The organism is Ignavibacteria bacterium, assembly GCA_017303675.1.
Lineage (GTDB): Bacteria > Bacteroidota > Ignavibacteria > Tepidaquicellales > OLB5 > OLB5.
The window spans coordinates 1,540,185-1,565,823 of record JAFLBX010000002.1; the positions used below are offsets into that span (position 1 = coordinate 1,540,185).

Below are 25,639 nucleotides of genomic sequence, written 5' to 3' on the forward strand. Positions count from 1 at the left end.
TGTAACTTAAGAATGAATTATGAAATTAAAAAGCATAAAAAATTATTTTTCAATTAATTCAAGGGCTTTTTCCAGAAATTCATCTCGTTTCTCACGGATTCCCTTGATAGTACGCCTTACCGGAACAGTCGGGTGAATTCCTACTCCGTGATGAGGGGTACCATCATGTTTAAGCACTTTCATACCTGTAAACTGAAAGGTATACCCTCCGGGAAGTGATACCGGATTTATATTCCCATTAGTGCCGGCTGTTGTTTCACCAACAATCTCTCCAAGCGAATACGCCTCTACTATTCCCAAAATCGATTCAGCATAGCTGATAGCCCCGCCATTTGTCATAAATACTATTTTCCCCTTGAATTGCGGTTCAAGCGGTTCCATTTCCCATCTTTCAGATGTATCAAATCCAACCAGGTTCTCATAATCAGGGTAAATTAATTGAGGAACATTCCACTTCGCTGAAAAAAGTTTTTTATCAGATAAATTATTCAAAAAATCACATTCTAACATTGGATAACCGCGAACATCGAATATAACACCTTTTGCAACTGCCAATTCATAAATTTTTCCATTCAGCTCTTCTGTGGTTAAACGTGTCAGGTCCACATAAAAAATCCCGGGTTTCACTTCCGAAATTTTTTCAGGTCTGTATTCCGGATAATATCCCTTCTCCATTACGTCGGAAAATTGGAAATTGCGTTTTAATTCTGAATTTAGTTTCGCCCCTTCCCTCGTTAATTTCAATTTGATAACTGAATCTTTTACTCCCTTGGTTAGTCTGCCCCAAAGGATCCCGTTAATGCGCGAGCCTTCCGTAGCTGAAGATATCAACTCACCCTCTTCATCCGCAATTTCATGAACATTCCTGCCGTCTATCTCAGTTAAAATATCCCCTTCTAACAAACCGGTGTCCTTTTCAAAAATGCGGCTTATCACATACTTTCCTTCGGCATGATCGAGCAAAAAAGGCGGGTAACAATAATTAAATTTGTGTTTGCTGTATGCCGCACCTGCATGACCATCATTCAAATTAGAGGTTATAATTTGTAAGTATTTCAGGAAATCAACTCCGTTCTTACTTATCACCGCAAATTTCAATGCATCATTCAAAATACCGTTCCAGTCAATATTATAAAGCTCAAAGTACGGGTATGAATGCTGTATTACATTCCAAAGTTTGGCAATACCTGCTAAACGTACGTATTTACTTTCCCCGCTGAGCTCACTGAACTTACTCTCTTCAAGTATAGCCTGCAAATTTTTCAATGATTCAACATCTGAGTGCGGCAATGTACCAACTGTATCTGAATATAACGCCAGTGGGACAATGCAGCTTAGGCTGCCTGAAATTGGTTTATTGATGAGCTCCCCGGGCAAAGGATATTTATCAAATGGCTGTTTTTTGTAACAGCTCTGAATAAAACACGCTTTATCATTATCAAATGTATCAAAATCAATAATCTCATATATATAATCGCAGCTTACAATGTTCCACTCTTGGGGTGATTTACCACAAGCCTGTTCTTCAAACCTACCATCAGTAAGTTCTGCTGTTCTCCATTTTCCTGCACTATAGACTTCCAAATTGAAACCATTTACAAACAATATACCTTCATTATTCAGTCTAACTCCATACTCAATTTTTAAATCATCTAAGTGAATGTTAATTTCAGCTTCATATTTTTTCCATTTGTCAACTTTAAAATGAGTTTCAGAGTACCCGGAAACTTCTCCGTTAACTCCATATGTTTTAACCCAAAGCTCTCCATTCGTATCTCTATCTTCGAACGGTATTTTAATACCCGTAATAATCTTGATCTTTTTTCCTCTGAATTCTGACGCATCGATCGTTTTTGAGAGTATTGCAGATTGATTTACAACAGGCGGAATCCTGTTTATTCTGGTACTTTTATAAATACCATAAATTGTGTCCATATTATCCTGAATTCCCTTATGCTGCCACGCTACGGGCAGCAAGCCTTCTGTATTTTCGGGAATTATTTTTCTCAGGTCGTAAGTAAAATCATCCCCTGCAAAATATATCTCTAGCGAAGGAGCAATAGGTAAAAACAGCTCAAGGAGTCTTTGTTTAAGCTCCATTTCACTTTCAGCATTTTCAACATACTCAAATCCATAAACAGAAAATTTATCCCAGTCAACGGATGCTGCTTCATCACTTGGATGGAAAAATCTGATGTAACCGTATAATTTGGTAAATGCGCGGAAATTCTGAAGAGTTTGTTCATTCATATCAAGGAATAATTAAATTAAGAATATTTGAAATGGATGAAAAGCGGCTACTATAGATCCTTTACTTCAATAATATTGAGCTATCACCGTAACTTAAGAAACGGAAATCATTATTTAAAGCATATTCATAGACCCTCTTCCAGTCGCCGCCAATAAATGCTGCTATCAGAAGTAAAAGTGTGCTTTGGGGCTGGTGGAAATTTGTAATCAGACCGCTGAATATCTTAAAATCATAACCGGGAACTATAATAATATTGGTCTTACCGTATAAATGTTCAATGCTGGCTGAATTAATGTATTCCAATACAGCCTTTAAGGCTGTGCTTACATCTTCGATTGTGTTTTCATATGGCTCCCACTGGCTGATAAGCACCTCGTTGCCTGAATGCCTTCCCTGTAGGAGCTGTACACCGAACCAGTATAGCGATTCAATAGTACGCATAGAAGTTGTGCCAACTGCTATTATTTTGTTTACATTAAGATTTTCTAGCAGGCTGCTGATAGTTTTTTTATCTATATAAAAGCTTTCGGAGTGCATTTCGTGTGCGGTAATTGTTTCTGATTTTACCGGCTTGAACGTTCCCGCACCAACATGCAGTGTTACAAAATCTGTTTTGATATTATTTCTCCTCAGCCCTTCAAATACTTTTTCAGTAAAATGGAGTCCGGCTGTTGGCGCTGCAACTGAGCCTTCATTTTCCGCGTAGACTGTCTGATAAGTTTGTTTATCGTTTGTTTCGGAATCCCTTTTCATATACGGCGGAAGCGGTACATCGCCAAAAAGGTCGAGTATTTCGGCAAAGGTTTTTTCCGCAGGCTGCCAGCTTAATGTTACTATAAAAGAATCACCTTTTTTTTCAAGCAGCTCCGCTGCTAAAGTAATGCTGCCTGATTCTGTGTTTATTTGTGATTCAAGCTTCCCGCCTTTCCATGCCTTCAGGTTTCCCACAAGGCACAGCCAATTTACACTGCCTTTTGTGTTTAAAGCAGTAACCAGCTCGGTTTGTTCAGCGGGTTCTAATGTGAATATTTCAATATTTTTACCGCTCTGATTTTTAAATCTTAGCCTCGCATTTATTACACGGGTTTTATTAAAAATCAGAAGTGTGTTTGGCGGAATAACTCCGGGAAGCTCATTGAATTTCTTTTCAGAAATATTTCCTTTTTCATAAACCAGCAGCTTTGATTTATCCCTTTCGGATAAAGGATACTGTGCAATTTTTTCAGTGGGAAGGCTGTAAGTATAATCGTTAATTTTTATATCGGGCAGTGAATTTTCCAATAATTTCCAAATAAATTAAATATTGCTGTTTTAAACAAAAAAAGATTCCCGCTTTCGCGGGAATGACAATAATACTATTTTAGTAATTGTTTAATATCGCTGTAGATCTTATCGACCCACATACCGTACATTTTACCGGAAGGATGCAGCCCGTCTGATGCTGTTAATGCGGGGTCGCTGGTGCGGGATATTTCGGTTATATCGTAAAACTTCACTCCAAGTTTTTCGCATTCTTCCTTCTTTACACTGTTATACTCATCAATTTCTGCAGCAATTTTACCCCTGTCCTTCCCTTCCGCAAAGGGGGTAACACCCCAGTCAGGTATAGAAAGCACAAACACATGTTCTTTTTTCCCGCCGGTATAATTTAGGGCAATATCCAGAAGCTGCTTTAATTCAGCCCTGTAATTCTCAGCATCCCTGCCGCGGTACTGGTTATTTACACCAATGAGCAAAGTAACAATATTAAAAGTATCTGTAATATTCTTTTCTTTTATTGCAGCCATCAGCTCATCGGTAGTCCACCCTGTGGTTGCAATAATTACGGGTTCCTTAATGCTGATGCTGTCACCCCGCAGCCTGTTAACAAGCTGCACTGGGAAGCGGTCCTTTTCATCTACCATTTCACCGATAGTGTACGAGTCACCCAGTGCCAGGTAAGTATATTTATGTTCCTTAGGCGGTTCTGATATCATAAAATATGCAGGAAGTAAAATTAAAAAAGCTATTGCAGTTATAAAAGTAATTATATCTGCCCGTTGTTTTCTGCAAGCGCAATGCATTTCAGTTCAATTGCTATTGGTGTTGGTAAACAGTTTATTTCAAGGGTCGTACGGCATGGCTGGCTATCTTTAAAATACTCAGCCCAAAGCCTGTTATAAACCGGGAAGTCGTCTTTCATATTGGTAAGATACACTGTCACATCTATCAGCTTATCCCACCCAGAGCCCGCCTCTTCGAGTATCCATTTCACATTCTGAAAAACTGAGCGGCATTGTATCTCGATATCATATGATATAATATTGCCATTATCATCCAGTGTAACACCGGGGATCTTTTTAGTGCCGCGCTCACGGGGTCCAACCCCCGAAAGAAAAAGCAGATTACCCGCTCGCCTCGCATGCGGGTACAATCCAACTGGTTCAGGAGCCTTCCCTGAATTTATTGCTTCTGAATTATTATTTGTACTCTCAGCCATTACTCTTTAAAAAGATCTTTAACTTCCGGTTTTAAAAAATCAGAAATTTCACTTACGGGAATTGTAATTTTTATTTCACCATCTGCATAAGAAGCAATTTCATACGGCACATAATTGAACATAATATTACCCGGTGATATCATAAAATTGTCATTCACAGGTATCGTATCTATAAATAGACCGGCATCCATGAGAGTTTTTTCCCGCGGAACTCCTCTCTGGATCTTAAAATATTTTTCAAGCAGAGCCGGTAATTTTTCTTTTCCTTTTTTGGTAACAACATCATCAATTGAAAGGACTTTTTTGCGCTTCAGGTCTAGGTTTGCAAACCCTGTTCCATAATTTCCGTGCGCACCGCCGGTGTAGCTATAGTCAAAATTAGATAACACAAAAAGCTTATCATTGAAAAATACCGGAATGCTGATATTCTGGCTTTCAAGCGAATAGCTCCAGCCGTCACCCATATCATCACGCTTTAAGTCTTTGTTATATTCCTTAAATTCCATGAAAAATTTCTTTTTATTGGCAAGCATCTGCTCGCCGATTTCCGATGCGCCGGTTTTCATATTTTTTGATTTGAGTATGTAATTCCGTATGAACTGCGCATTATCAAACTCATCAGTCGGCCATATTGTACCTTCTGTGTAGCTGCAGAAAGGCGCTTCCAGATCTTTGAAATATTTCTCTTTGCCTTCAACATACACAAACTCAAAATTACTGCTTTGTTTTTTATCTTCAGTTAATGAAAAATCAAATACCCTGCTTTTTGATGGCTTATCCCAAACTCCGGAATAGCTTATTCCTTTTAATACTCCTTTAAAAGCTTCTGTATCGTCATAGCCTGAATATGAATACAGTGAAATTGAATCTCCCGTCACGTTTCCGTAAACATCTATCGGCTGTTTGAACTTATCGTAATAATAAAACCCACGTACTTCTTCACCATACTTAACCAGGCACATGGTAACAGGGTAAGAATCTATTTTACCTGTAAAAAATTTATACCATGACTTATCACCTGCATAGATATTTATAGCTGCAACAGCAAAAAGCAACAAAAAAGCTATTTTTTTCATAATTTCAACAATTTTCTATGGAACTTTCAATTCCGGTTAGTTAACAAAATTATGAATATTGTAGTGTAAAAACAACTGGAAAGTTCCTCAACTAAATTGAACGTTTCTGCTTATTAATATCATTGAAACTCCTGAAGCATAAAGTTATTTTGCCTCTTTAATTCTATTAATAACCAAAAAACTGTAAAAACTATGGGAATGAACGAAGTTTTTATCGCGGAGCTTCAGCAGGAAGCTGCTGCAACAAGAAAGCTGCTTGAACGCGTGCCAATGGATAAAGCCGACTGGGCACCGCACGCAAAATCAATGAAGCTTGGCAACCTGGCTAATCATGTTGCTGAACTTTTGAGCTGGACTATGGTAACAATTGACCAGGATGAGCTTGACTTTGCTAAATTTGAATACAAACCAGAGATCCCAAAGACAACTGAAGCACTGGTTGAAAAATTTGATGATATGGTTAAAAAATCTGTTGAATGTCTTAAGAATGCAGATGATGCAAAATTTATGGAAAATTGGACAATGAGAAATGGTGAACAGGTATTTTTTACACTGCCTAAAGCAGCTGTACTGCGTTCATTTGTGTTTAACCATGAAGTTCACCACCGCGCTCAGCTTGGTGTTTATTTAAGGCTGCTCGATATTCCATTACCAAGTTCTTACGGACCAACTGCTGATGAAGCAAATATGTAATTAATGAAAAATGGATCTTCGAGAGGAAGTTTTAAAGGAGCACTCCAAAAAGCAGATTTTAAAAATTGCTGCCTGGATCGGTACTGATGAAGACCGGTACAGGCAGTTCCTTTTTTTATTCCTGAATGATGAATACAGGGTCGTACAAAGAATTTCATGGGTACTTAGTATTGTTGCAGAAGAACATCCGGAGCTTGTAGAAAAAAATATAGGGAAGATAATCAAAAGGCTTGATAGCGAAAATATTCATACAGCGGTTAAAAGGAATATTATAAGAGTACTTCAGTTCCTGAATATACCTGTAAAATACAGGGCAAGAGTGTTTGATCACTGTATTAACTATATCACTGATCCTAAAGAAACTATTGCCGTAAGGTGTTTTTCTATGACGGTTGCTGCAGGTATAGTAAAACAATATCCGGAGCTTAAAAGCGAGCTGGTACAGACAATAAACCTGCTAATGAAAGATTCAACACCTGGATTAAAATCACGCGCAAGGAAAGTACTTAAGGAGCTTGAAAAATAACATACACAAATCAGCTTAACATATTTACTATCTCACGGGCAATGTAACCTGAAAGCGCAATTCCCATTCCGTTGCAGCTCAATGCAGCAATTGTGCTGCTATCGATAACTTTAATTTCAGGCAGCTTATTTTCAGTGAAACCCATAATCCCTGTCCATTTATCAGTTATTTCATATTTCACTCCCGGAAGTATCATATTATCCAGCTTTTCTTTGAGATCATTTAATATCATATCATTATAGCTGAAATCATATGATTCCTCGGTTTTAAAATCCAGGTTCCGCCCGCCGCCGAAAATTACACGGTTACCATAATTCCTGAAATAATAATAACCTTCATTATAATGGAAAATACCTTTGAATTTTAAAGATTCAATTTCATTTGTAATTATCACCTGTCCCCGCCCCGGTTTTACCGCCAGCGAAGGGAATATTTTATTTACAAATGCATTTGCGCAAATAATAACTTTCTCACCTTTAAACTCAATTGAGCTGTTAAGTGCAGGATGGCGGACTGTAACTTTTCCGCCGGAGGCTTCTTTAACATCAGCGCCGTTGATGATCTGGATACCAAGGAACTGTGCGTAGTTTATGAGCGTTTTCATCATTTCACCGGTATCAATCTGCGCTTCCATCGGTGAATAAACCAGGTGAGAAACAAGCTCTTTATTAAAGCCGAATTCACTTATTTTACTATCGGATATTTCAAAAACATTTTTTCCGAATATCTGTTTTAAAAGATCATTTACTATATCAATTTTTCTGATCACCCCGGATCTTGGTGTATCAATAAGGTCATACCCGCCGTAAGAATAATATCCTATCTTGTTTTCGGCAAGCCTTTGCTTAAGATAATTTATCCCTGCCCATCTTTTTTCAATGAGGCTGAGCGTTTCAGCTTCACCTTTAATTTTAATATCTTCAAGTATTTCAGTTATCGAGCCAAAACAAAGGAAGCCTGCATTTTTTGTGCTTGCGCCGGTGGGGAAAATACCGCGTTCTAAAACCAATATTTCCTTACCGGGATCTCTTTCTTTTATTTCGCATGCAGTTGAAAGTCCAAGTATACCGCTGCCTACGATAATAACATCATACTTCAAAAACGAGTTTTTTTCCCAGAATGAAAGCATCAGTTTTCAAACTCCTCGTCTTTTTCTATTTTATCTTTCCTTCTTCTCAGCTCAAGCTCATCATCTTCTTTGCTTTGCTCTGAGCGGTAGATCATTTCCATTGAAGGCGAAAAGACTTTAAGCCTGTTATAGAATTTTGCGGCAAATATCGTTCCGTCTGGCAAAACAGCAATGGTATCTTCTTCCTGAAGCTTGCCGCCTTCCATCAGGTCAACTATTATAGTTTCAAAAGAATCTGATGATACGTGATATCTTATTACTCTTGTGTTAGACTTTTCATCACTGCCAATTATATATATATAACCTCTTTCATCCTGGCACGGGCGGCACTCCTTATAATTAAGCGGAATGTATTTTGACCACACTTTAGTACCTGAAAGCTCATACTTGGCAAGCTCTCCATCGCTTGAGCTTCTATCGAGCATATACAAATACCCGTCTAGCCCTATATTCATGTAAGTAAAATCACCATTTATCTTTTTAGGACATGAACCCACATCTTTAACATAAGGCGCCCATTCGCCGTCACCTTCGGGGATATCATCGCCGGCTCCAGATGAAAACAGCCCCAGTTTTTTTGCTTCCCACAGCTCAACCCGCTCGCCGTCTTCGTTGAACCTCGCAAAAACGTGGTTTATATTAGCCAGCAGCGTTCCATCGGGATAAGCAACAAGGCGCTTGCAGCCTTTCATGTTAAGCTTTTTGCGGTCTTTGCTGCCTTCAATCTTCTCAATCAGCTTACCGTCCTCTGAACTTATTTTTACGAGTGAATGCCTGTTGGGATTATAAAGATAAATATTGCCGTCAGCCGCAATTTCCATTCTGGTATCTTCGTAATTGAACTTTATATCTTTACTTATCCATCTTGTATTCAGCTCTTTATCAATTGACCATACCATAAAATCGCTTTCGCCGTCATTTGCTGTAGCGAAATATACATTCCCGTTTTTATCGGCTATCAAATCAGAAAGGTAATACCATTCAGGCATTTTTCCTTTTGGCGGCAGTGCGTTTTCATCAAGCACCATGTACCATCTTGTAACCTCTTTAGCGGGGTGCAGTCTAAGCCAAAGATCATCGGGCAGGTAAATTTGTGAATCGCAGAACTTACAGTTCACCATCCGGTCAGTGCCGTCAATTTCCAGATTCCCGGCACAAGCAGGACAGGTGAACAATACAGGCTTTGCCGATGAAGGCAGCTTGCCGGGTTCGGAATTTTTCCTTAACTGGTCATCATCTTCACCAACAAGGTATTTTACATTTGAAAAGCTTTCTGATATTAACTCATCCGGCTTGCGGATGAATATTTCCTCAGAACATTTTTTGCAGTGAGTTTTGCCTTTTTGGGCATAACCTTCAATCTTTTCAATTTCTACATTGGTTTTACATTTACTGCAACGTGGCTCCTGCCTGCCGTACATAAGCTGGTAAGTGTACTGGCCGCGCATAATTGTTGAAGGCTGGCCTTCACCCAATTCCATTTTTGGAGCTTCCTCCATTGCATCTTCCAGAAGGTTCTTCCATTCTTCGCCATCAAAATAATTATTTTTGTAACATGAAGGGCATAATATGCTCTCAGTAAAAGCATTCAGCATCAAAGGTGAGCTGCAGTGTTTACAAGTGGTTTTAAGTTCTATACAGATCCCGAGCATCATAAAATTTAAATTTAGTTAACGAAAAAAACATTTCCCAAATCTACCCCACCGGTAAAATTTAAAGACAAAAGTATTATAGCTTCACACAAACATTTTTAGGCTCGGTAAAGAATCTTAAGGCTTCCGTGCCGCCTTCCCTGCCAACCCCTGAGGATTTCATCCCGCCGAACGGCGTGCGCAGGTCGCGCACCATCCAGCAATTTATCCATACTATACCTGTCTGGATATTTGCCGCCATCCTGTGTGCGCGTGAAAGATTCTCAGTCCATACAATAGAAGCCAGACCGTACTCTGTACTGTTTGCCATCATTAAAACCTCTTCCTCGGTTTCAAACGGTGTTATTGTAACAACAGGCCCAAAGATCTCTTCCTGATTCGTTCTGCAATTATACGCCAGACCTTCAATAACAGTTGGCTCTATGAACCAGCCGTTTTCGCACCTGCCTTCGGGTATGAACTGATTTCCGCCGCAAAGTATTGTACCGCCTTCATCCTTTGCAAGCTTTATGTAACCAAGCACTTTTTCCATATGCTCTTTAGAAACTATAGCGCCCTGGTCAGTATCATTCTGCAGCGGATCGCCTATTTTCAAAGCTTTTGTGCGTTCAACAAAATCATTTTTGAATTTCTCGTATATAGGCTTTTCAATAAATATCCTCGAGCCGCACAGGCAGATCTCACCCTGGTTGCGGAATGAGGACATTACGGTTGTGCTGAGCATTTTTTCATAATCAGCATCAGCAAAAATTATATTGGGATTTTTCCCGCCAAGCTCCAGCGAAAGCTTTTTGAACATTGGCGCTGCAACCGAGGCAATATCCGCACCGGTTTTGGTACCGCCGGTGAATGTTATTGCTTTTATCTTTGGGTGAGCTGTTATGGCTTTTCCAACTTTATTACCGTACCCGTGCACAATGTTCAGTACTCCTTCCGGCAGGGCCGCTTCAATGCAGGCTTCCGAAAGCAGGTAAGCAGTCATTGGCGTAATTTCAGATGGTTTTGCAATTACGCAGTTACCTGAAATTAAAGCCGGGGCTATTTTCCATGTGAATAAATACAGGGGTAAGTTCCATGGTGATATTGCGCCAACTATCCCAATTGGTGAACGCAGGGTATAATTAACAGCTTCGCCTTCGGTATGATGCGCTTCACTTGAAAAGCCGTGTATTGCAGATGCAAAGAACTCGAAATTCTTAATTGCGCGCGGAATATCAACTGTCTTTGCGAGAGTGAGCGGTTTGCCGTTATCGATGCATTCAGCCCTTGCAAACTCTGCAAGATCGCGTTTTATCAGATCTGCTATCTTAAACATAATACGCGAGCGTTCATCGGCAGGCATTGCCGACCAGGCCGGAAATGCAGCCTCGGCTGCGGCTGCGGCCAGCTCAACATCACGCTCATCGGAATCAGGCACAATACCGTACGGCTCGCCAACAGCCGGATCGAAGTTATCAAAATATTTTTCTGATACCGGCTCAACTAATTCACCGTTAATATAGTTTTTGATCACAGATTTGTTTGATTAATTGATTTCACTGATTTAATAATTACATGATACAAGTTACAGGTTTCCTGTTTCAATAATATTACCTAAATGTATTTCGTAGAATTCTTTCCCTTTGATTATCTTAGTGATCTTAATGACAAGAAATGATCTCTCTCTGCCATAACCATTAACAAACTTGACCTCATCATAATGATTTTTTAACAGCTTTTCATAATATGGTTTTATATCTCTGTATTCAATTGTTTTGGTCCCACACAATATCTCTTCAAACCACTTTTTGTATATACTTAAATGTAACCTGCGCATAAATTATTGATCTCCGCTTCAGTTATTTAACCTGCTTACCTATGCAACCACATATCTACTCACCATTTCACCATTTCGCTATTTAACTATTTCACTATTTAAGATTCTCCGCAGCAGCTTATCACTACATTTTTGCATTTTGGGCACTGGTAATGACCATGCACCCAAATATATTCAACTGCGCTCTGGCAATACGGACAGAACTGGAATTTATTCAGCTTTAGCTTCTCAAAAAGTTTAGCTAATTCCTCTGAATCAATTCCGCCATCAGGTTTCGTTTTGTTCTTTTCTGAATGATCCATAATTGATCATTGTTAATTGCTCATTGCTAATTATATCAGACCTCTTCCATTAGAGACCTTATAGCTGTAAACTTGCCGCCGAATTTTTCCTGGTGCGCGTTCTGCAGCAAAGCTGCATGTTCGATCTGGTAGCGCTCGTAATCTTCAACATTATCGCACATATACTGAATTACATATGTTGTGCCTTCTTCAGGCTCCGGTGAAAGCAGCCTGTGCATGCTGTAGTTATTGAAGCACCTTGTAGCAATGACATCCGGAATGTGCTGCGAAGTCATCCAGTCAACCCAATCATCATGGATATCATCATCTACATTTATTGTTACGTTGTATGATAGCATAGTTTAATTTAGTTTATTGTTAATTTGTATATTCAAAATTTCAGAAACAAAAACGTAAACCACGAATTACACTAATTACACGAATTTCCTTTTTACACTTGAATTACGGCTTAAACAGAATTGATGTATTGAGCTGTTCAACTAAGAATGATTTAACCAATTCTTATTTGTGAAATTAGTGTAATTAGTGGTTAAAAATCTTTTTAAATATATTACAAACAGTTTAATCTTCCGCCATCAACCGGCAGGTTTATGCCGTTAATATATGCTGCAAACGGTGAAGCAAGAAAAGCTGCCGCAAACGCAGGCTCTTCGGGTTCTGCAAACCTGCCTGCAGGGATCTCAGCCAGCCATTCTTTTTCGATCTCTTCAAAAGATCTTCCGCTTGATTCCATCCGTGCTTTAAAAATACTGGTTAATCGTTCTGTTTTAGTAGCTCCCGGAAGAATATTATTTACTGTAATTCCGAACGGAGCAAGCTCCACAGAAAGTGTTTTAGCCCAGTTAGCTACCGCTGCGCGGATAGTATTTGATACTCCGAGATTCTTAATTGGCTGCTTAACCGATGTTGAAATAATATTTATTATCCTGCCATATTCATTTCTCTTCATACCGTCAACTAAAGCCTGGACCATAATCTGATTACATATCAAATGATTCCTGAACGCCTGTTCAAACTCACCGGTTTCTGCTTTATGAATTTCACCGCCTTTTGGACCGCCGGTATTATTTACAAGAATATGCACCGGCCTGGCTTCAGTTGCAAAATTATGCATCTTTTTGCGCAGTTCTTCAGGTTCACTGAAATCAGCAACCATGAAGTTATGGTTCTGGGTTTTTGAAGCAGGCAGCTCCCTTAACACTTTACGTAATGACTCTTCATTCCTTGCAACAAGTACAACATTAGCTCCGCACTTTGCAAATTCAATTGCTATTGCCCTGCCAATCCCCTGCGATGAACCGCAGACTACGGCATTTTTTCCTGATAAATCAATTTTCATATTTTCACAATTTTACAATTTTGGTTTTACAAAATAACATTAACCACGAATTACACAAATTTCACTAATTAAAATACAACTCTTTTGGAATTAAATGAATTTTCACCAAAATTTGCTAATATTCCTAATTTAAGTTTTGTAACTTTTAAATAATTTAGAGTTTGCAGCATATTATCGTCAGATAATTTTTTGTATGCTTTTACTTCCAGAATTATTTTATCATAAATAACAAAATCCGCATTATATTTTCTGTTTGTAGGTTTACCTTTATAATATACCTCAAACAATTTTTCCCTGGAGTAAGGAATATTATTTAATTGAAACTCAATCTCCAACGCATCCTTATATACAACCTCTAGAAATCCGGGACCCAGTTCCTTATGTACTTCAAGACAACATCCAATAATTTTATATGATTCTTCTTTAAAAATAGGCTCATTCATATAAATTTGACCAAAAAAACATTAGTGAAATTTGTGTAATTCGTGGTTAAATTTTTGAAATAAATTGACGAACTTACCTGTTATTGAAACTAAAGCTTAACTCTTTGATCAGCTCATCCGGAAGCTTTGGCAATTCAGAGCGCGGAATGAGGTATGTTGAGAGGTTGAACAGGTCTGTAAATATCCTGTGCTTATCAACAGTATTCATAAGGTACTGGTGACCCGAAGAGCCGCCTGTACCTATCTTTGCGCCTATCATCCTGTGAACCATAAGCGCATGCCTGTAACGCCATTCCGTGAATAATTCATCGATCTCAACCAAATGATTCAGCAGCATATATGGCATATGAAGTATAGGCTCATCCCTGTATAAGTTAATGAATATAGCTGCAAGCATTGCTTTATTGCTCAAATGCCTTTTGCCTTCTTCAACAAGCTGCTTATGTTTGTTCTCATCAAACAGCGCTTCAAAATTTTCACGGGTCAGCTCAATATTTTTAAGCTGAAAATCCTTTTTCTTTTCGCTTAATGTTTGATTGCTGTTTATGATATTTTTATCATGTTCAAGCATTTTTTCAACTGCAAGCTTATAGCTCTGCCAGAAATTGAATTTATCTGTGTTTAAAAACGGAGTTCTTTCAAGCCATTTGTTAAGAAGTTCGAACATTGATGGATCATTAACAGTATCCATTATGATCTTCCTGTGCTGTTCTTCAAGAGTGTTAAGGTAATCAACATTGTTATACTGGATCCGTTTTTCTTCGCTTAAACCAAGCTTATTTTCAATAAGCCTGAACTGAAAGCTCTGGAAACCGCTGGCAGGTATCAGGAAATCCCTGAACTCCAGAAAATCCAGCGGGGTCATTGTCTCAAGTACACGGAGCTGTTCAATTATCAGCTTCTGAATCTCAGTTATCCTGTGTAACCTGGCAACAGCTATGCCGATACTTTTTTCATCCACAACTTCATCACGGAACATTTGCGTAACAGAATCAAGCTCATGCAGTATCTGTTTGAACCATAGCTCATAAGCCTGGTGTACTATTATAAACAGCATTTCATCATGCGCTTTATAGCCGTATTGTTCACTCTTAAGATTCTGAGAACTTAACAGTTTATCAAGCCCCAAATATTCTGCGTAATATATCGGCGGATATTTGCTCATTTTTGCTAATTTTAGAATTTAAAATGTAAAATAAGGGTATTGATTGAATTTAAAAAGATATAAAAATTCGAATTAAATTACCTTAAATACCGCGAATTTGAGGTAGGTTGTTTCATTCATTCCGGGAATTGAAGGATGATCGAGTGAAGCGGAATTAAAACGGACCTGCTGTAATTTACGGTCAGCCTTAGCTGCGCCGCTAAAAACAGCTTCTAAAAAATCCTCCTGTGAAATATGATGTGAGCATGATGATGTAACCAGGTACCCGTTAACACCAACACAGCTGGCAGCCATTTTATTAAGCTTTGCGTATCCTTTCAAACCGGCAGGGATACTTTTCCTGCTCTTTGCAAACGCAGGCGGATCAATCATTACAACATCAAAAGTTCTTCCGGCATCAATACATTTCTGCAGGTATTCAAATACATCCATTACAATGTAATCGGTTTCACTAGCCAGCTCATTAAGTGCAAAGTTTTTCTCCGCATTTTCGATCTCACTTTTGGATGAATCAAGGAAAGTAACATAACCTGCACCTGCTTTTGCAGAATGCATTCCAAATCCGCCGGAATTGCAGAATGCATCAAGCACGGTTTTACCGCTTGAGATCTTTTCTATGAATTCCCTGTTATCGCACTGGTCAAAATAAAAGCCCGTTTTCTGGGATGATGCAAAATCTATTTTATATTTCAGGCTGCCGTCATCAATTGTTTCAGGAGAGGCTTCGCCTAGATAAACTGTATCATCTTCAGGCAGACCTTCGAGCTTTCTGAAATACGGATCGTTCCTGGTAAAGATATTTACAGCTCCAAGCTGGTTTTTCAAAACATCAACAACCAATTGAATATTTTCATTCATACCGTAACAATAGACCTGCATTACAAATGTACTGTTATACTTATCAATTATCAGCCCGGGAAGGAAATCGCTTTCACTGAATACCATGCGGTATGAATCACGGTTCGGGTAGAATGTCCTTCTTAGGTCATTAGCATTAAGAATGGCATTTTTTATATATTCTCCCAGGTCACCTTCGTAAGAATTATTCAGCAGTCTTAATGAAATAAGTGAATTTTTGTTATAAAAACCGGTTCCAAGATATTCCTTTTGGTCATAAAGCTCAGCAAGAGTGCCGGTTTCAGGGCTGCCTTCTGTTTTTGCAATTTCATTGCTGAATACCCACTGGTGACCGTTTAAAATCCTGCGGGATTCGTTCTTTTTTAAAAAAATAGCAGCCAATTTATTTTAATTTAAATTTTCAATTACCTTCGCAAGCTTACTGCTTACGGTTGATGCAACTTCTTCAAGCTTCGGGTTCGCAACTGCTTTCATTGATTCCATTGGATTGATAGCAGATACCTGGACAACACCGCCTTCTTTTTCCTGAATAATCACATTGCAGGGCAGCATCACGCCTATGTTCTCTTCTTCACTTAACGCTTTGTATGCAAGCGGCGGGTTGCATGCTCCAAGTATTCTGTATTTCCTGAAATCCACATCAAGCTTTTTCTTTAATGTTTCTTTTACGTCAATTTCTGTGAGCACCCCAAAGCCTTCATTTTTCAGCTCTTCGGTTACTCTTTCGATTGTTTCTTCGAATGTTGTTGAAACAGTTTTTGAATTGTGGTATGCCATAATAATTTGATTTGTAATGTTAATAACTGTTCAATGCTTCAGCCAATTGTTCTGCATCACTGTAGTTATTGTAAATATGCGGTGAAACTCTAAGGAAACCTTCACGTACTGCGATATATATTTTCTTATCTTCAAGCATTTTCTGCACTTCTTTGTTCTTACTACTGTCAACATGAGAAAATATCAGGATGTTCGAGCGGTGTTCTGCAGAAAGATCGCTTTCAATTTTATATTTTGTTTTATCAAGCAGGCTGATAAGCTTATCCTGTATATCAATTATGTGATCGAATATATTTTTTACACCCAGCTCCATAAAATATTTGAGTACCTCATCGGTACCGATCAAAGCCAGTGTGTTTAGTGTTGAATTCTCATAAGCTTCACCTGAGGTTTTAAAATCAAGCTTGTAATCAAGAAAGTTATCGAAGTTATAATTCACATTCGTAGTACCCGCATAGGTTGGATTAATAAGCTCACGGTATTTTTTTGAAATGTACGTAAACCCTAATCCGGCAGGAGACATAAGCCATTTCTGGTTCCCTGTGCTTAAAAAATCGATACCCATTTCCTGGACATCAACAGGGCAAACGCCTGTTGCCTGAATTGCATCAACAACAAGATAAATATTGCGTTTTTTGCAAAATTCAGCGATATTTCTTATTGAGTGCCTGTACCCGAGGAACTGAACCAAACTTATGGTAAAAACCCTTACATTAAAATCCATAAGCGTACGCTTTATAAGAGCTTCGTTGGCATAGCCTTTATCGCTGGGTATAAGCATTACATTTGCCCTGCCGAGCTTTTCCTGGTTAAGCCACGGATAAACAACTGCGGGGAATTCTGAATCAAGCATTGCCACATTATTATCATTCGCTTCAAGCTTTATCCCGTTTGCGAAAATATTAATTCCGTGTGTTGTGTTCGATGTAATAATAATATCATTTGCTTCGCAGTTCAAAAGCTTACCGCATGTTTTTCTGAACTCACGTGAGCTGTTAATGTTCACCAGGCTTAGATTCAGGTAATCAGTTGTGAATTTATGTATAAATTCGTTCAGCTTTTCTACAGATCTTAAAGGGTAAGGCGTATAATGCGCTGCATCAAAATAAATAAATTTTTCTGTGAACGGGAACTGCGCGCGAATGGTATTATGATTATCAAGCATTATTTTACTCCGCCAAGTGCATTGGTTATATCTTCTATCAGGTCATCGTAATCTTCAACGCCTACTGATAGCCTTACAAGTCCGTCTGTTAAGCCGAACTTTTCGCGTTCTTCTTTCGGCACAGCGCCGTGAGTCATGCTGACAGGATGGCAAACCAGGCTCTCAACTCCCCCGAGTGACTCAGCACGTGAGAAAATCTTAAGTCCGTTAAAAAACTTAATTGCATTATCAAGTGAGCCCAGGTCTATAGATATCATTCCCCCGAAGCCGCGCATCTGCTTTTTTGCAAGCTCATGCTGCGGATGTGAGGGCAGCCCCGGATAGAATACGTGTTTTATCTTATCCTTATATTTATCGTACAGAACAGCGGCAATTTTCATCGCATTTTCGTTGTGTCTTTCCATCCTTAAAGCCAGTGTTTTAGTAGCGCGAAGGACTAAATAACAATCAAACGGCGAAGGAACTGCCCCTACTGAATTCTGTATGAACTTAAGCTGTTCGGCAATTTCTGCGTTCGATGTGGCGGCAAAGCCGCCGATGGCATCACTGTGCCCGTTTATATATTTGGTGGTGCTGTGCACAACAATATCAATTCCAAGGTCAAGCGGATTCTGGAAATAAGGGCTCATAAAAGTATTATCACATACAGATATCAGCTTATTTGCTTTTGCGAACTTTGAGATCATTTCAAGATCTGTGAGCGTAAGCATCGGATTAGTGGGAGTTTCCACAAATATCATTCTTGTATCAGGCTTTAATACAGCATTGATCTCAGATTCTTTTGATGTATCTACCCAAGAAAAATCCAGCCCCATTTTGCGGAAGATGCGTTCAAATATTCTGTAGGTTCCGCCGTAAACGTTCTGTGATACTATTACATGGTCTCCTTTTTGGAGAAGTGTTGCAATTGCATGTGTGGCGCCCATTCCGCTTGAAAATGCAAAACCGTGTTTTGCGTTTTCTAAAGCTGCAATATTGGTTTCAAGCGCTACGCGCGTTGGATTAATTGTTCTTCCGTAATCAAATCCTTTTGATACTCCAAACGCTTCATCAGCGTATGTTGAAGTAGCGTAAATTGGTACATTCACTGCCCCGGTTGTAGGGTCAGGGTTGTTGCCGGCATGTATAGCTTTAGTTGAAAATTTCATTTTTTTTTGATCTCTCGCAAAGACGCAAAGATCGCAAAGTTACTTTTCGGAAACTCTGCTTATTTTGCATCCCTGATATTGTTTAAAATTAGTATAAATTGGAATTCTTTGTACTTGAATAAATATAATTTAAGAAAATGTATAAAACACTTAGCGGCTTTGCGTCTTTGCACGAAGTATTAATGATGATATCACACAAAATCAAGCACATCGTATCTTGTTAAGATACCTATCAATCTGCCGTACTGGCTTACCAGTATCGCAGGTGATTCCTTAAGGTACTGAATTCCATGCCTGATATCCTCAGATTCATCGATTACCGGGTAAGGTTTTTCCATAACTTCAGATACCTTTTTATCTATAGTTGCCGGATTATCAATTATCATGCTCATCATATCTGCTTCGGTTAATGAGCCTACTGAACGGTTATCTTCAAGCACAGGTATCTGGGAAACATTATACTGCTCAAGTCTTGCAAGCGCTTCACCTATCGTTTCACCCGGCGCAGCGGATATCATATTTGGCAAACCGCCAGAAAGCTTGGTTTGGAACACAACCCCTATAGTGGTTTTATCCTTTTCAAGCAGGCGTTTTTCCCTCATCCATTCATCTGAATGATGCTTGGTCAAATAGCGCTCACCTGTATCACAAACAATAAATACAACCAAAGCATTCTCATCAAGATCCTTAGCGACTCTTAAAGCAGCTGCAAGATTAGTACCCGTGCTGCCTCCGCAGAAAATGCCTTCTTCCCTGCCAAGCCTTCGTGAAAGCTGAAATGATTCCTTATCGGTTATGTTTATTATCTCATCAATATACTTAAAATGAACATTTTCAGGCAGCATATCCTGACCTATACCTTCAACAAGATATGGTGTTCCTTCTGTCATTACGCCTGATTCTTTATAAGTTTTAAAAATTGAGCCGTATGGATCAGCGGCAATAATTTTAATACCCGGATTCTTTTCCTTCAGGTATCTTCCTGTACCGCTTACAGTCCCGCCTGTACCAAGGCTTCCTATAAAGTGTGTAATTCTGCCCTGCGTCTGTTCCCAAAGCTCGGGTCCGGTTGTATGATAATGAGCATCCGGATTAGAGGGATTGTTATACTGGTATATAAAAAGTGAGTTGGGTGTTTCTGCGTTAATGCGTTTTGCAACGTTTACATAATTTTCGGGTGAGTCATGTTTGGCAGTCATCGGGCAAATAACAACATCCGCTCCCAAAGCCTGAAGGTAACGGCGTTTTTCCATTGAAACCTTCTCTGTCATTGTAAAAATACATTTATAGCCTTTAACTGCCGCGGTTAATGCTAGACCAATACCCGTATTTCCGCTTGTAGCTTCAATGATAGTTCCGCCCGGTTTCAGCAGGCCGCGTTTTTCAGCGTCTTCGATCATCGCAAGTCCTATTCTATCCTTAACGCTTGCGCCCGGATTCATCGATTCCATTTTTGCGAACACCGATGCTTTAATATCTTTGGTTAAATGATTCAGTTTTACTAAAGGGGTTTTTCCGAAGAGTTCTAATATGCTGTTTACTACTTTCATTTTAAAATATCACTTTCATTACAAAGTTATTCTTATCAGTTATTTTCTTTAGCGGCGATAATTTTTTTATCCGGATCACTGCCGTAAACATCCGGAAACCATAATTCCATGCACCTTTCAGGTGCGTGAAATTTTATAAATCCAAACTTTGAATATAGTTCCTGGGCGTCAGCTGTCAAAAGCATCCACCTTCTGAAGCCCTGCAGCTCAGGGTGTTTAAGAATAAATGTCATCAGGTTTTTTGATATTCCCCTGCCGCGGTGCGGCTGTAAAACGAATACATCTCCAATATACCCGAAGGTAGCTTTATCTGTTACAACTCTTGCAAACCCCACCTGCTGGCTGCCTGAATATATCCCGAAGCATTCGGAATTATTTATAGAACGTTTCAATATATCCCGGGAAATTCCCTTAGCCCAATATGAATCATTTGCTAAAAAATTATGGATCACATCAAACTGCAGCTTATCTTTATCGGTGGAATATAAATATCCGTCTATGGTTTCTTCAAACAGCATTCAAAATTTTAATTTTGGGGACTAAAGTCCCGATAGAGTTAAACATATTTTTTCCACGCCCTAAAGAGCGTGGCAGCCCAAATACTTTTGTCATTCCTGCGAAAGCAGGTATCTTTTAAAACTGAAAATAAAATTTTAAGATTCACAATTATGACAATTCGAAAAAACCAGGTCAGTTTATTTTTCATTGATAGATAAAAGATCCTCTACAATGGTCTCATTAACGGGAAGAACAGAACATCCCTGATAGTTGCTGAATTTGTAAGCAGCATTACGAGCCTGTCAACTCCAAGCCCGACTCCTGTTGTAGGCGGCATACCTACTTCAATTGCGCGTAAAAAGTCTTCATCCAGCGGATGGGTTTCCTCTTCACCGCCTCTGCCGCGCTCAACCTGCTCTTCAAGCAATGCTCTTTGCAATACCGGGTCGTTAAGCTCTGTGTATGAATTGCCAAGCTCCCATTTATTTATATACGGCTCGAACCTTTCAACAAATATCACTGCTTCAGGGTCTTTTTTCATTTCATCCAGCTGCTGCATTGAATATTCGCGCAGCGGCTTGCAAAGCGGTGTTGTATCAATCGGGTGATCTATAACAAATGTGGGCTGTACAAGGCTCTCCTCACAGGTTGCCTCAAATAATGCGGATATAACCAGCCCTTTGCTGTGAGTAATTTTAGGGTCAAGATCTATTTCTTTATCTTTCATGTACTGAATGATATCAGCTTTTTTCATATTAAGAACATCTATACCGTTTTTTTCTGCAACTGCATCAACCATTTTCAGGCGTTTCCACGGCCGCTTAAAATCTATTTCTGTGCCCTGGTAATTAACCTTGGTTGAATTATGCACAGCAAGGCAGGCATTTTCAACTACCTCTTCGAACAGGTTCATACTGTCATTGTAGTCGCCATACGCCTGGTACCATTCAATTTGTGAGAACTCAGGATTATGTGTTCTGTCTATGCCTTCATTGCGGAAATCCTTAACCAGCTCATACACCCGGTTAAAACCGCCTACAACCAGCCTTTTTAAATAAAGCTCATTTGAAATTCGAAGGTACAAAGGAATATCAAGAGCGTTATGGTGAGTAATGAACGGTCTGGCATTCGCTCCGCCGTAAATTGACTGAAGTGTAGGGGTTTCCACTTCCATGAAGTTATACTTTTCCAGTGTCCTTTTTATGGATTGTATGATCTTAGTCCTGTTAATAAATGTTTCCTTAACATGCTCATTCACAATAAGATCAATATACCGCTGGCGGTAGCGAAGCTCAACATCAGCAAACGCGTCATGAACGATCTTTTCACCGGTTTCGGTGGTTTCTTCTTTAACGATCGGCAGAGGCTGTATGGTTTTTGTGAGCAGCTCTATTGTTACCGCATGAACAGAAACCTCTCCCATTTTAGTCCTGAAAACAAAGCCCTTCACCCCGATTATATCGCCGATATCAAGCAGCTTGAACAGCTTGTATTGCTCTTCACCAACATCATTCTGTCTTATATATATCTGAATTTTTCCCGTATCATCTTTTACCTGGAAAAAGCTGGCTTTACCCATTTTACGTATAGCCATTATCCTGCCGGCAACAGAAACAATTTTCTGTTTCTGCAATTCAGCTTCGGCTTCATCAGCCGGATCTTTGAAGGTGCTTAAAATTTCAGCAGAGTTTGTACTTACATCATACCTGTGCGGGTACGGGTTAACACCCATCTTTTTAATTTCTTCAAGCGCTGCAATTCGGTTCTTTACCAGATCGTTGGTTTCCTGCAAAAAATTCTCCTGTTTAGTTTAATATCAGATTCAATAATGATAAAAGGACACAACTTTTTAAAACCCCTCAGAGCAAAATTGTGTCCTTAAAAATTTGAAGTAAAATTGAAAATATTAAAAACGGGTTTAAAGCTTTTATTCGTTGTTATCGGAAATCTGTTCAGAAATATTTTCAAGTTCTTTGGATATACTTTCCAGAACATCAGAGTCTGAAGACGGCTGCTGAACTGCAGCAGCTTTTTTAAGCTTGTCTTTTTTCTTCTTCTTCTTTTTGCCGCCCTTCTTGCCCTTTTTTTCCTTTTTCACGGGCACTTCACCTTCGGGAGCTTCAGTAACCTCAGGTTTCCTGAAAACCGGTGGTTTTGGCGTTGCAAGCTTTCTGGCATCGGCAAGCTCTTCAGGGGTCATGTATCTCCATTCACCCGGTTTTAAGCCGTCAAGGCCTATCCTTGCGTATTCAACTCTTTTTAATCTTTGAACTATATACCCTAATGTTTCAAGCATTCTTCTTACCTGGCGGTTCCTTCCTTCGTGGATAGATATCCAGATATTCTGGTCGCCTGTATTGGGAATGATCCTGACCTTTGCCCTTGATGTCGGCCTGCCGTCGATCATAACACCTTCGCGAAGCTTTTTAGTATCATTCTCTTCCATGGGTTTATCCAGCTTGGCAAAGTAAGTTTTAAATACCTTGTGGCGGGGATGCATCATCATATTGGAAAACTCCCCGTCATTTGTCAGCAGGAGAACTCCGTCTGTATCGTAATCCAGCCTGCCGATAGGGTATAGGCGGGTATTGAGACCTATAAGATCCATCACGGTCGGTCTGCCTTTTTCGTCGTGAGTGGTAGTTACATATCCCCTTGGTTTAAAGAGGACGACATAGATAAACTCGGATTGAGGCTTTACCTTCTCCCCGTCAACTTTAACTACGTCTTTTTCCGGGTTAACTTTTGTGCCCGGTTCTGTAACAGTCTGCATGTTTACTGTAACCCTTCCTGTAAAAATTAATTCGTCTGCTTTTCTTCTTGCGGTTACACCCGCATTCGAAATAAATTTGTTTAGCCTTGTAAGTTTTATATCGTCAGTTCCTGAATCCTCACCCCGGTAATTATCTTCTGCATCAGATTTACTCCATGACTTCTTTTCGGGATTTATATATTCAGGTACATCATCAGATCTTTTGAAAGTTCTTTTTTTAATTACTTTCTTCATCACTGATACTTTCTATACCGTCTCTTTCAGAGCTTGTAACATCGTTCTTATCATCAATAATATTCACTTCTGCTTCTGAATCATCAGTTTTTAAACCGGATAATTCAGAACTCATTTCGTGGATAATAACATTTTCGTTCTCATCTGTGTTAACTTCCGAAATTAACTGTCCTGCGGCGTTCCCGCCGGATGTTATCTTTTCGCGGATCTGGTTAATTTCTTCGTAGAAATCAATATCGCTCTGGGTAACACCTTCCGGCGGACCCGACTTGATAATTTCATCAATTGCCTTTAACTGCGGCAGGTCTGTTATATCATTTATTCCAAGATACTCAAGCAGGTTATCGGTTGTGCCGTATAACATCGGCCTTCCAACAACTTCTGCCCTGCCCTTTATGGTGATAAGATCTTTTTCAAGCAGTGAGCCGATTATGTAATCAACATTAACTCCCCTGATCGCTTCTATTTCACCTTTGGTTATCGGCTGAGAATATGCAATTATGGCAAGTGTTTCAAGGGCTGATTGTGACAGCCTGCGTTTTAATTTTTCCTTGTTAAGCTTAGCCAGCCAGGGAGCGAACTCACGTTTGGTAGCAAACCTGTATGCGCCGGCTACCTGTATGATATTAAATGAATAATCGCCGGTATTATATTTTTCTATCAGCTCACCAACAGCCTTTTCGATATTACGGATATCCGAGGTAACTCCGGTTTCGGATTTTTCCTGGTTGATAATATCCTTCATCTGTTTTAACGTCAGGGGCCTATCTGATGAAAAGATCAAAACTTCAACAATTTTTTTTATGCCGTCAAAATTCATTTATGGTATATATTGTTATTAAACTTTAGTTTAGATAAATAAGAAACGAGATACCACGCCCGTATAGCCTTGTATTTGAGTTTATAATGCAGATTACGAATATAATAAAGCTTTTTTGCTAAATAAAGAGAAAAAACAAAAAATTAATTAAAACTTGAGGTCTCTATAATACCCTCTTCAGGCAGTTCTGCTATTTTAAAAACATGAAAATCCGTTAAAGTTTCATTGATTTTTATACCAATTATGCCGTTTTTTGCCATTTCTAAGATTGCAATGAATGTTACCACTATTCTTATCTTTTCCATCCCTATTATCATTTCAAGGAATGACACATATTCAGCGCTGCTGCAAAGCGTATTTACATGCGCTATCTGCTCATCAATGGAAACATTCATTCGCGTGATGTTGTGAACAACCTCTTTGGGCTGATGCTCCATTGCGAATTTATACGCTTTGATAAGGTTATATAGGGTCAGATTTTGTATAGTTACATCTTCTTCGGCTTCATCGTCAATTTTATAGTCGCCGTCAAAATCATTGCGGTAAAACACCTTCCGGTGTTCTTCTTCAAGGGTTGCGAATTCCTGCGAAGCATCCTTAAACCGCTTGTACTCAAGCAGCCTTTTTACCAGCTCATACCTGGGATCCTCTTCCTCTTCGGTAATTTCCTCAGGCTTAAACAGCATCATCTTGGCTTTTATCTGTATTAAGGTAGCCGCCATTAGTATAAACTCGCTGGCAAGCTCAAGATCTAGCACCTGGATATAATTCACATATTCGCAGAATTCATTGGTGATTTTTGATATGGGGATATTGTGAATATCAAGCTCATCCCGCTGGATAAAGAACAGCAGGAGGTCTAAGGGACCCTCGAATTCATTGAGCTTTATTCTGTACATATTCCTGCGAATATAAAGGTATCTTTGTTGAATTTAAATGCAGTAA

General features: G+C 39.2%; 26 protein-coding genes. 2 read left to right on the forward strand and 24 right to left on the reverse strand.

Going from position 1 to position 25,639, the window contains the following annotated elements:
• Positions 1 to 42: 42 nt before the first annotated feature.
• From J0M37_16220 to J0M37_16240, 5 genes are all read right to left on the reverse strand, one after another.
• A complete protein-coding gene (locus J0M37_16220) occupies positions 43 to 2,250 on the reverse strand; it encodes a hypothetical protein (GenBank protein ID MBN8586634.1) in 2,208 nt (735 codons plus the stop codon).
• Between the two features lie 61 nt (positions 2,251 to 2,311).
• The gene (locus J0M37_16225; protein ID MBN8586635.1) at positions 2,312 to 3,532 is read right to left on the reverse strand and encodes an S-adenosylmethionine:tRNA ribosyltransferase-isomerase; all 1,221 of its coding nucleotides are present in this window, start codon (positions 3,530 to 3,532) and stop codon (positions 2,312 to 2,314) included.
• A 74-nt stretch (positions 3,533 to 3,606) separates the two neighbouring features.
• On the reverse strand, positions 3,607 to 4,227 hold the full coding sequence (locus J0M37_16230; GenBank protein ID MBN8586636.1) for an SGNH/GDSL hydrolase family protein: 621 nt from the start codon (positions 4,225 to 4,227) through the stop codon (positions 3,607 to 3,609).
• 50 nt (positions 4,228 to 4,277) lie between these two features.
• Positions 4,278 to 4,730 (reverse strand): RidA family protein, encoded by a 453-nt coding sequence (locus J0M37_16235; protein MBN8586637.1) that lies wholly within the window; start codon positions 4,728 to 4,730, stop codon positions 4,278 to 4,280.
• Positions 4,730 to 5,806: a DUF3298 domain-containing protein gene (locus J0M37_16240; protein ID MBN8586638.1), complete on the reverse strand. Its 1,077-nt coding sequence runs from the start codon at positions 5,804 to 5,806 to the stop codon at positions 4,730 to 4,732. The genes J0M37_16235 and J0M37_16240 overlap by 1 nt, the downstream gene beginning before the upstream one ends.
• A 192-nt stretch (positions 5,807 to 5,998) precedes the next feature.
• On the opposite strand from J0M37_16240, the gene J0M37_16245 reads away from it, so the two are divergent.
• Complete coding sequence (locus J0M37_16245; protein ID MBN8586639.1) at positions 5,999 to 6,499, forward strand: DinB family protein; 501 nt, start codon at positions 5,999 to 6,001, stop codon at positions 6,497 to 6,499.
• A gap of 10 nt (positions 6,500 to 6,509) precedes the next feature.
• On the forward strand, positions 6,510 to 7,025 hold the full coding sequence (locus J0M37_16250; GenBank protein ID MBN8586640.1) for a hypothetical protein: 516 nt from the start codon (positions 6,510 to 6,512) through the stop codon (positions 7,023 to 7,025).
• Positions 7,026 to 7,035: 10 nt separating this feature from the next.
• Here the strand turns inward: J0M37_16250 and J0M37_16255 are convergent, their stop codons facing one another.
• From J0M37_16255 to J0M37_16345, 19 genes are all read right to left on the reverse strand, one after another.
• Positions 7,036 to 8,154, reverse strand: coding sequence for an FAD-binding oxidoreductase (locus J0M37_16255; GenBank protein MBN8586641.1), 1,119 nt, complete (start codon positions 8,152 to 8,154; stop codon positions 7,036 to 7,038).
• A complete protein-coding gene (locus J0M37_16260; GenBank protein MBN8586642.1) occupies positions 8,154 to 9,809 on the reverse strand; it encodes a hypothetical protein in 1,656 nt (551 codons plus the stop codon). The genes J0M37_16255 and J0M37_16260 overlap by 1 nt, the downstream gene beginning before the upstream one ends.
• 73 nt (positions 9,810 to 9,882) lie before the next feature.
• Positions 9,883 to 11,319 (reverse strand): aldehyde dehydrogenase, encoded by a 1,437-nt coding sequence (locus tag J0M37_16265; GenBank protein ID MBN8586643.1) that lies wholly within the window; start codon positions 11,317 to 11,319, stop codon positions 9,883 to 9,885.
• Between the two features lie 51 nt (positions 11,320 to 11,370).
• On the reverse strand, positions 11,371 to 11,622 hold the full coding sequence (locus tag J0M37_16270; GenBank protein MBN8586644.1) for an ASCH domain-containing protein: 252 nt from the start codon (positions 11,620 to 11,622) through the stop codon (positions 11,371 to 11,373).
• A 98-nt stretch (positions 11,623 to 11,720) separates the two neighbouring features.
• Positions 11,721 to 11,924, reverse strand: coding sequence for a hypothetical protein (locus J0M37_16275; GenBank protein MBN8586645.1), 204 nt, complete (start codon positions 11,922 to 11,924; stop codon positions 11,721 to 11,723).
• 35 nt (positions 11,925 to 11,959) lie between these two features.
• The gene (locus J0M37_16280) at positions 11,960 to 12,262 is read right to left on the reverse strand and encodes a DUF4286 family protein (protein MBN8586646.1); all 303 of its coding nucleotides are present in this window, start codon (positions 12,260 to 12,262) and stop codon (positions 11,960 to 11,962) included.
• Positions 12,263 to 12,474: 212 nt separating this feature from the next.
• A complete protein-coding gene (locus tag J0M37_16285) occupies positions 12,475 to 13,263 on the reverse strand; it encodes an SDR family oxidoreductase (protein MBN8586647.1) in 789 nt (262 codons plus the stop codon).
• A 68-nt stretch (positions 13,264 to 13,331) separates the two neighbouring features.
• Entirely contained in the window at positions 13,332 to 13,706 is a 375-nt protein-coding gene (locus J0M37_16290) for a GxxExxY protein (GenBank protein ID MBN8586648.1), read from the reverse strand.
• A 73-nt stretch (positions 13,707 to 13,779) separates the two neighbouring features.
• Entirely contained in the window at positions 13,780 to 14,871 is a 1,092-nt protein-coding gene (locus J0M37_16295; GenBank protein ID MBN8586649.1) for a tryptophan 2,3-dioxygenase, read from the reverse strand.
• Between the two features lie 72 nt (positions 14,872 to 14,943).
• Entirely contained in the window at positions 14,944 to 16,110 is a 1,167-nt protein-coding gene (locus J0M37_16300) for a class I SAM-dependent rRNA methyltransferase (protein MBN8586650.1), read from the reverse strand.
• 6 nt (positions 16,111 to 16,116) lie between these two features.
• Positions 16,117 to 16,506: a DUF302 domain-containing protein gene (locus J0M37_16305; GenBank protein ID MBN8586651.1), complete on the reverse strand. Its 390-nt coding sequence runs from the start codon at positions 16,504 to 16,506 to the stop codon at positions 16,117 to 16,119.
• A 19-nt stretch (positions 16,507 to 16,525) separates the two neighbouring features.
• Entirely contained in the window at positions 16,526 to 17,671 is a 1,146-nt protein-coding gene (locus J0M37_16310; protein ID MBN8586652.1) for an aminotransferase class V-fold PLP-dependent enzyme, read from the reverse strand.
• The gene (locus J0M37_16315; GenBank protein MBN8586653.1) at positions 17,671 to 18,819 is read right to left on the reverse strand and encodes a PLP-dependent transferase; all 1,149 of its coding nucleotides are present in this window, start codon (positions 18,817 to 18,819) and stop codon (positions 17,671 to 17,673) included. The genes J0M37_16310 and J0M37_16315 overlap by 1 nt, the downstream gene beginning before the upstream one ends.
• Positions 18,820 to 19,010: 191 nt before the next feature.
• Complete coding sequence (locus J0M37_16320; GenBank protein MBN8586654.1) at positions 19,011 to 20,369, reverse strand: cysteine synthase; 1,359 nt, start codon at positions 20,367 to 20,369, stop codon at positions 19,011 to 19,013.
• 35 nt (positions 20,370 to 20,404) lie between these two features.
• Positions 20,405 to 20,887 carry a GNAT family N-acetyltransferase gene (locus J0M37_16325; GenBank protein ID MBN8586655.1) on the reverse strand — a complete coding sequence of 161 codons (483 nt, stop codon included), beginning with the start codon at positions 20,885 to 20,887 and terminating at the stop codon, positions 20,405 to 20,407.
• 206 nt (positions 20,888 to 21,093) lie between these two features.
• Positions 21,094 to 22,659, reverse strand: a complete 1,566-nt coding sequence (lysS, locus tag J0M37_16330) for a lysine--tRNA ligase (protein MBN8586656.1) — start codon at positions 22,657 to 22,659, stop codon at positions 21,094 to 21,096.
• Between the two features lie 135 nt (positions 22,660 to 22,794).
• A complete protein-coding gene (locus J0M37_16335; protein ID MBN8586657.1) occupies positions 22,795 to 23,712 on the reverse strand; it encodes an rRNA pseudouridine synthase in 918 nt (305 codons plus the stop codon).
• A 145-nt stretch (positions 23,713 to 23,857) separates the two neighbouring features.
• Positions 23,858 to 24,694 carry an SMC-Scp complex subunit ScpB gene (scpB, locus tag J0M37_16340; GenBank protein MBN8586658.1) on the reverse strand — a complete coding sequence of 279 codons (837 nt, stop codon included), beginning with the start codon at positions 24,692 to 24,694 and terminating at the stop codon, positions 23,858 to 23,860.
• A gap of 143 nt (positions 24,695 to 24,837) precedes the next feature.
• Positions 24,838 to 25,593 (reverse strand): segregation/condensation protein A, encoded by a 756-nt coding sequence (locus tag J0M37_16345; protein ID MBN8586659.1) that lies wholly within the window; start codon positions 25,591 to 25,593, stop codon positions 24,838 to 24,840.
• Positions 25,594 to 25,639: the final 46 nt, after the last annotated feature.

Coding starts and splice junctions, on each gene's coding strand:
- J0M37_16220 (MBN8586634.1), bottom strand. CDS start 2,250: ATGAATGAACAAACTCTTCAGAATTTCCGCGCATTTACCAAATTATAC.
- J0M37_16230 (MBN8586636.1), bottom strand. CDS start 4,227: ATGATATCAGAACCGCCTAAGGAACATAAATATACTTACCTGGCACTG.
- J0M37_16235 (MBN8586637.1), bottom strand. CDS start 4,730: ATGGCTGAGAGTACAAATAATAATTCAGAAGCAATAAATTCAGGGAAG.
- J0M37_16240 (MBN8586638.1), bottom strand. CDS start 5,806: ATGAAAAAAATAGCTTTTTTGTTGCTTTTTGCTGTTGCAGCTATAAAT.
- J0M37_16245 (MBN8586639.1), top strand. CDS start 5,999: ATGGGAATGAACGAAGTTTTTATCGCGGAGCTTCAGCAGGAAGCTGCT.
- J0M37_16250 (MBN8586640.1), top strand. CDS start 6,510: ATGGATCTTCGAGAGGAAGTTTTAAAGGAGCACTCCAAAAAGCAGATT.
- J0M37_16255 (MBN8586641.1), bottom strand. CDS start 8,154: ATGCTTTCATTCTGGGAAAAAAACTCGTTTTTGAAGTATGATGTTATT.
- J0M37_16260 (MBN8586642.1), bottom strand. CDS start 9,809: ATGATGCTCGGGATCTGTATAGAACTTAAAACCACTTGTAAACACTGC.
- J0M37_16270 (MBN8586644.1), bottom strand. CDS start 11,622: ATGCGCAGGTTACATTTAAGTATATACAAAAAGTGGTTTGAAGAGATA.
- J0M37_16275 (MBN8586645.1), bottom strand. CDS start 11,924: ATGGATCATTCAGAAAAGAACAAAACGAAACCTGATGGCGGAATTGAT.
- J0M37_16280 (MBN8586646.1), bottom strand. CDS start 12,262: ATGCTATCATACAACGTAACAATAAATGTAGATGATGATATCCATGAT.
- J0M37_16285 (MBN8586647.1), bottom strand. CDS start 13,263: ATGAAAATTGATTTATCAGGAAAAAATGCCGTAGTCTGCGGTTCATCG.
- J0M37_16290 (MBN8586648.1), bottom strand. CDS start 13,706: ATGAATGAGCCTATTTTTAAAGAAGAATCATATAAAATTATTGGATGT.
- J0M37_16295 (MBN8586649.1), bottom strand. CDS start 14,871: ATGAGCAAATATCCGCCGATATATTACGCAGAATATTTGGGGCTTGAT.
- J0M37_16305 (MBN8586651.1), bottom strand. CDS start 16,506: ATGGCATACCACAATTCAAAAACTGTTTCAACAACATTCGAAGAAACA.
- J0M37_16310 (MBN8586652.1), bottom strand. CDS start 17,671: ATGCTTGATAATCATAATACCATTCGCGCGCAGTTCCCGTTCACAGAA.
- J0M37_16315 (MBN8586653.1), bottom strand. CDS start 18,819: ATGAAATTTTCAACTAAAGCTATACATGCCGGCAACAACCCTGACCCT.
- J0M37_16320 (MBN8586654.1), bottom strand. CDS start 20,369: ATGAAAGTAGTAAACAGCATATTAGAACTCTTCGGAAAAACCCCTTTA.
- J0M37_16325 (MBN8586655.1), bottom strand. CDS start 20,887: ATGCTGTTTGAAGAAACCATAGACGGATATTTATATTCCACCGATAAA.
- scpB (MBN8586658.1), bottom strand. CDS start 24,694: ATGAATTTTGACGGCATAAAAAAAATTGTTGAAGTTTTGATCTTTTCA.
- J0M37_16345 (MBN8586659.1), bottom strand. CDS start 25,593: ATGTACAGAATAAAGCTCAATGAATTCGAGGGTCCCTTAGACCTCCTG.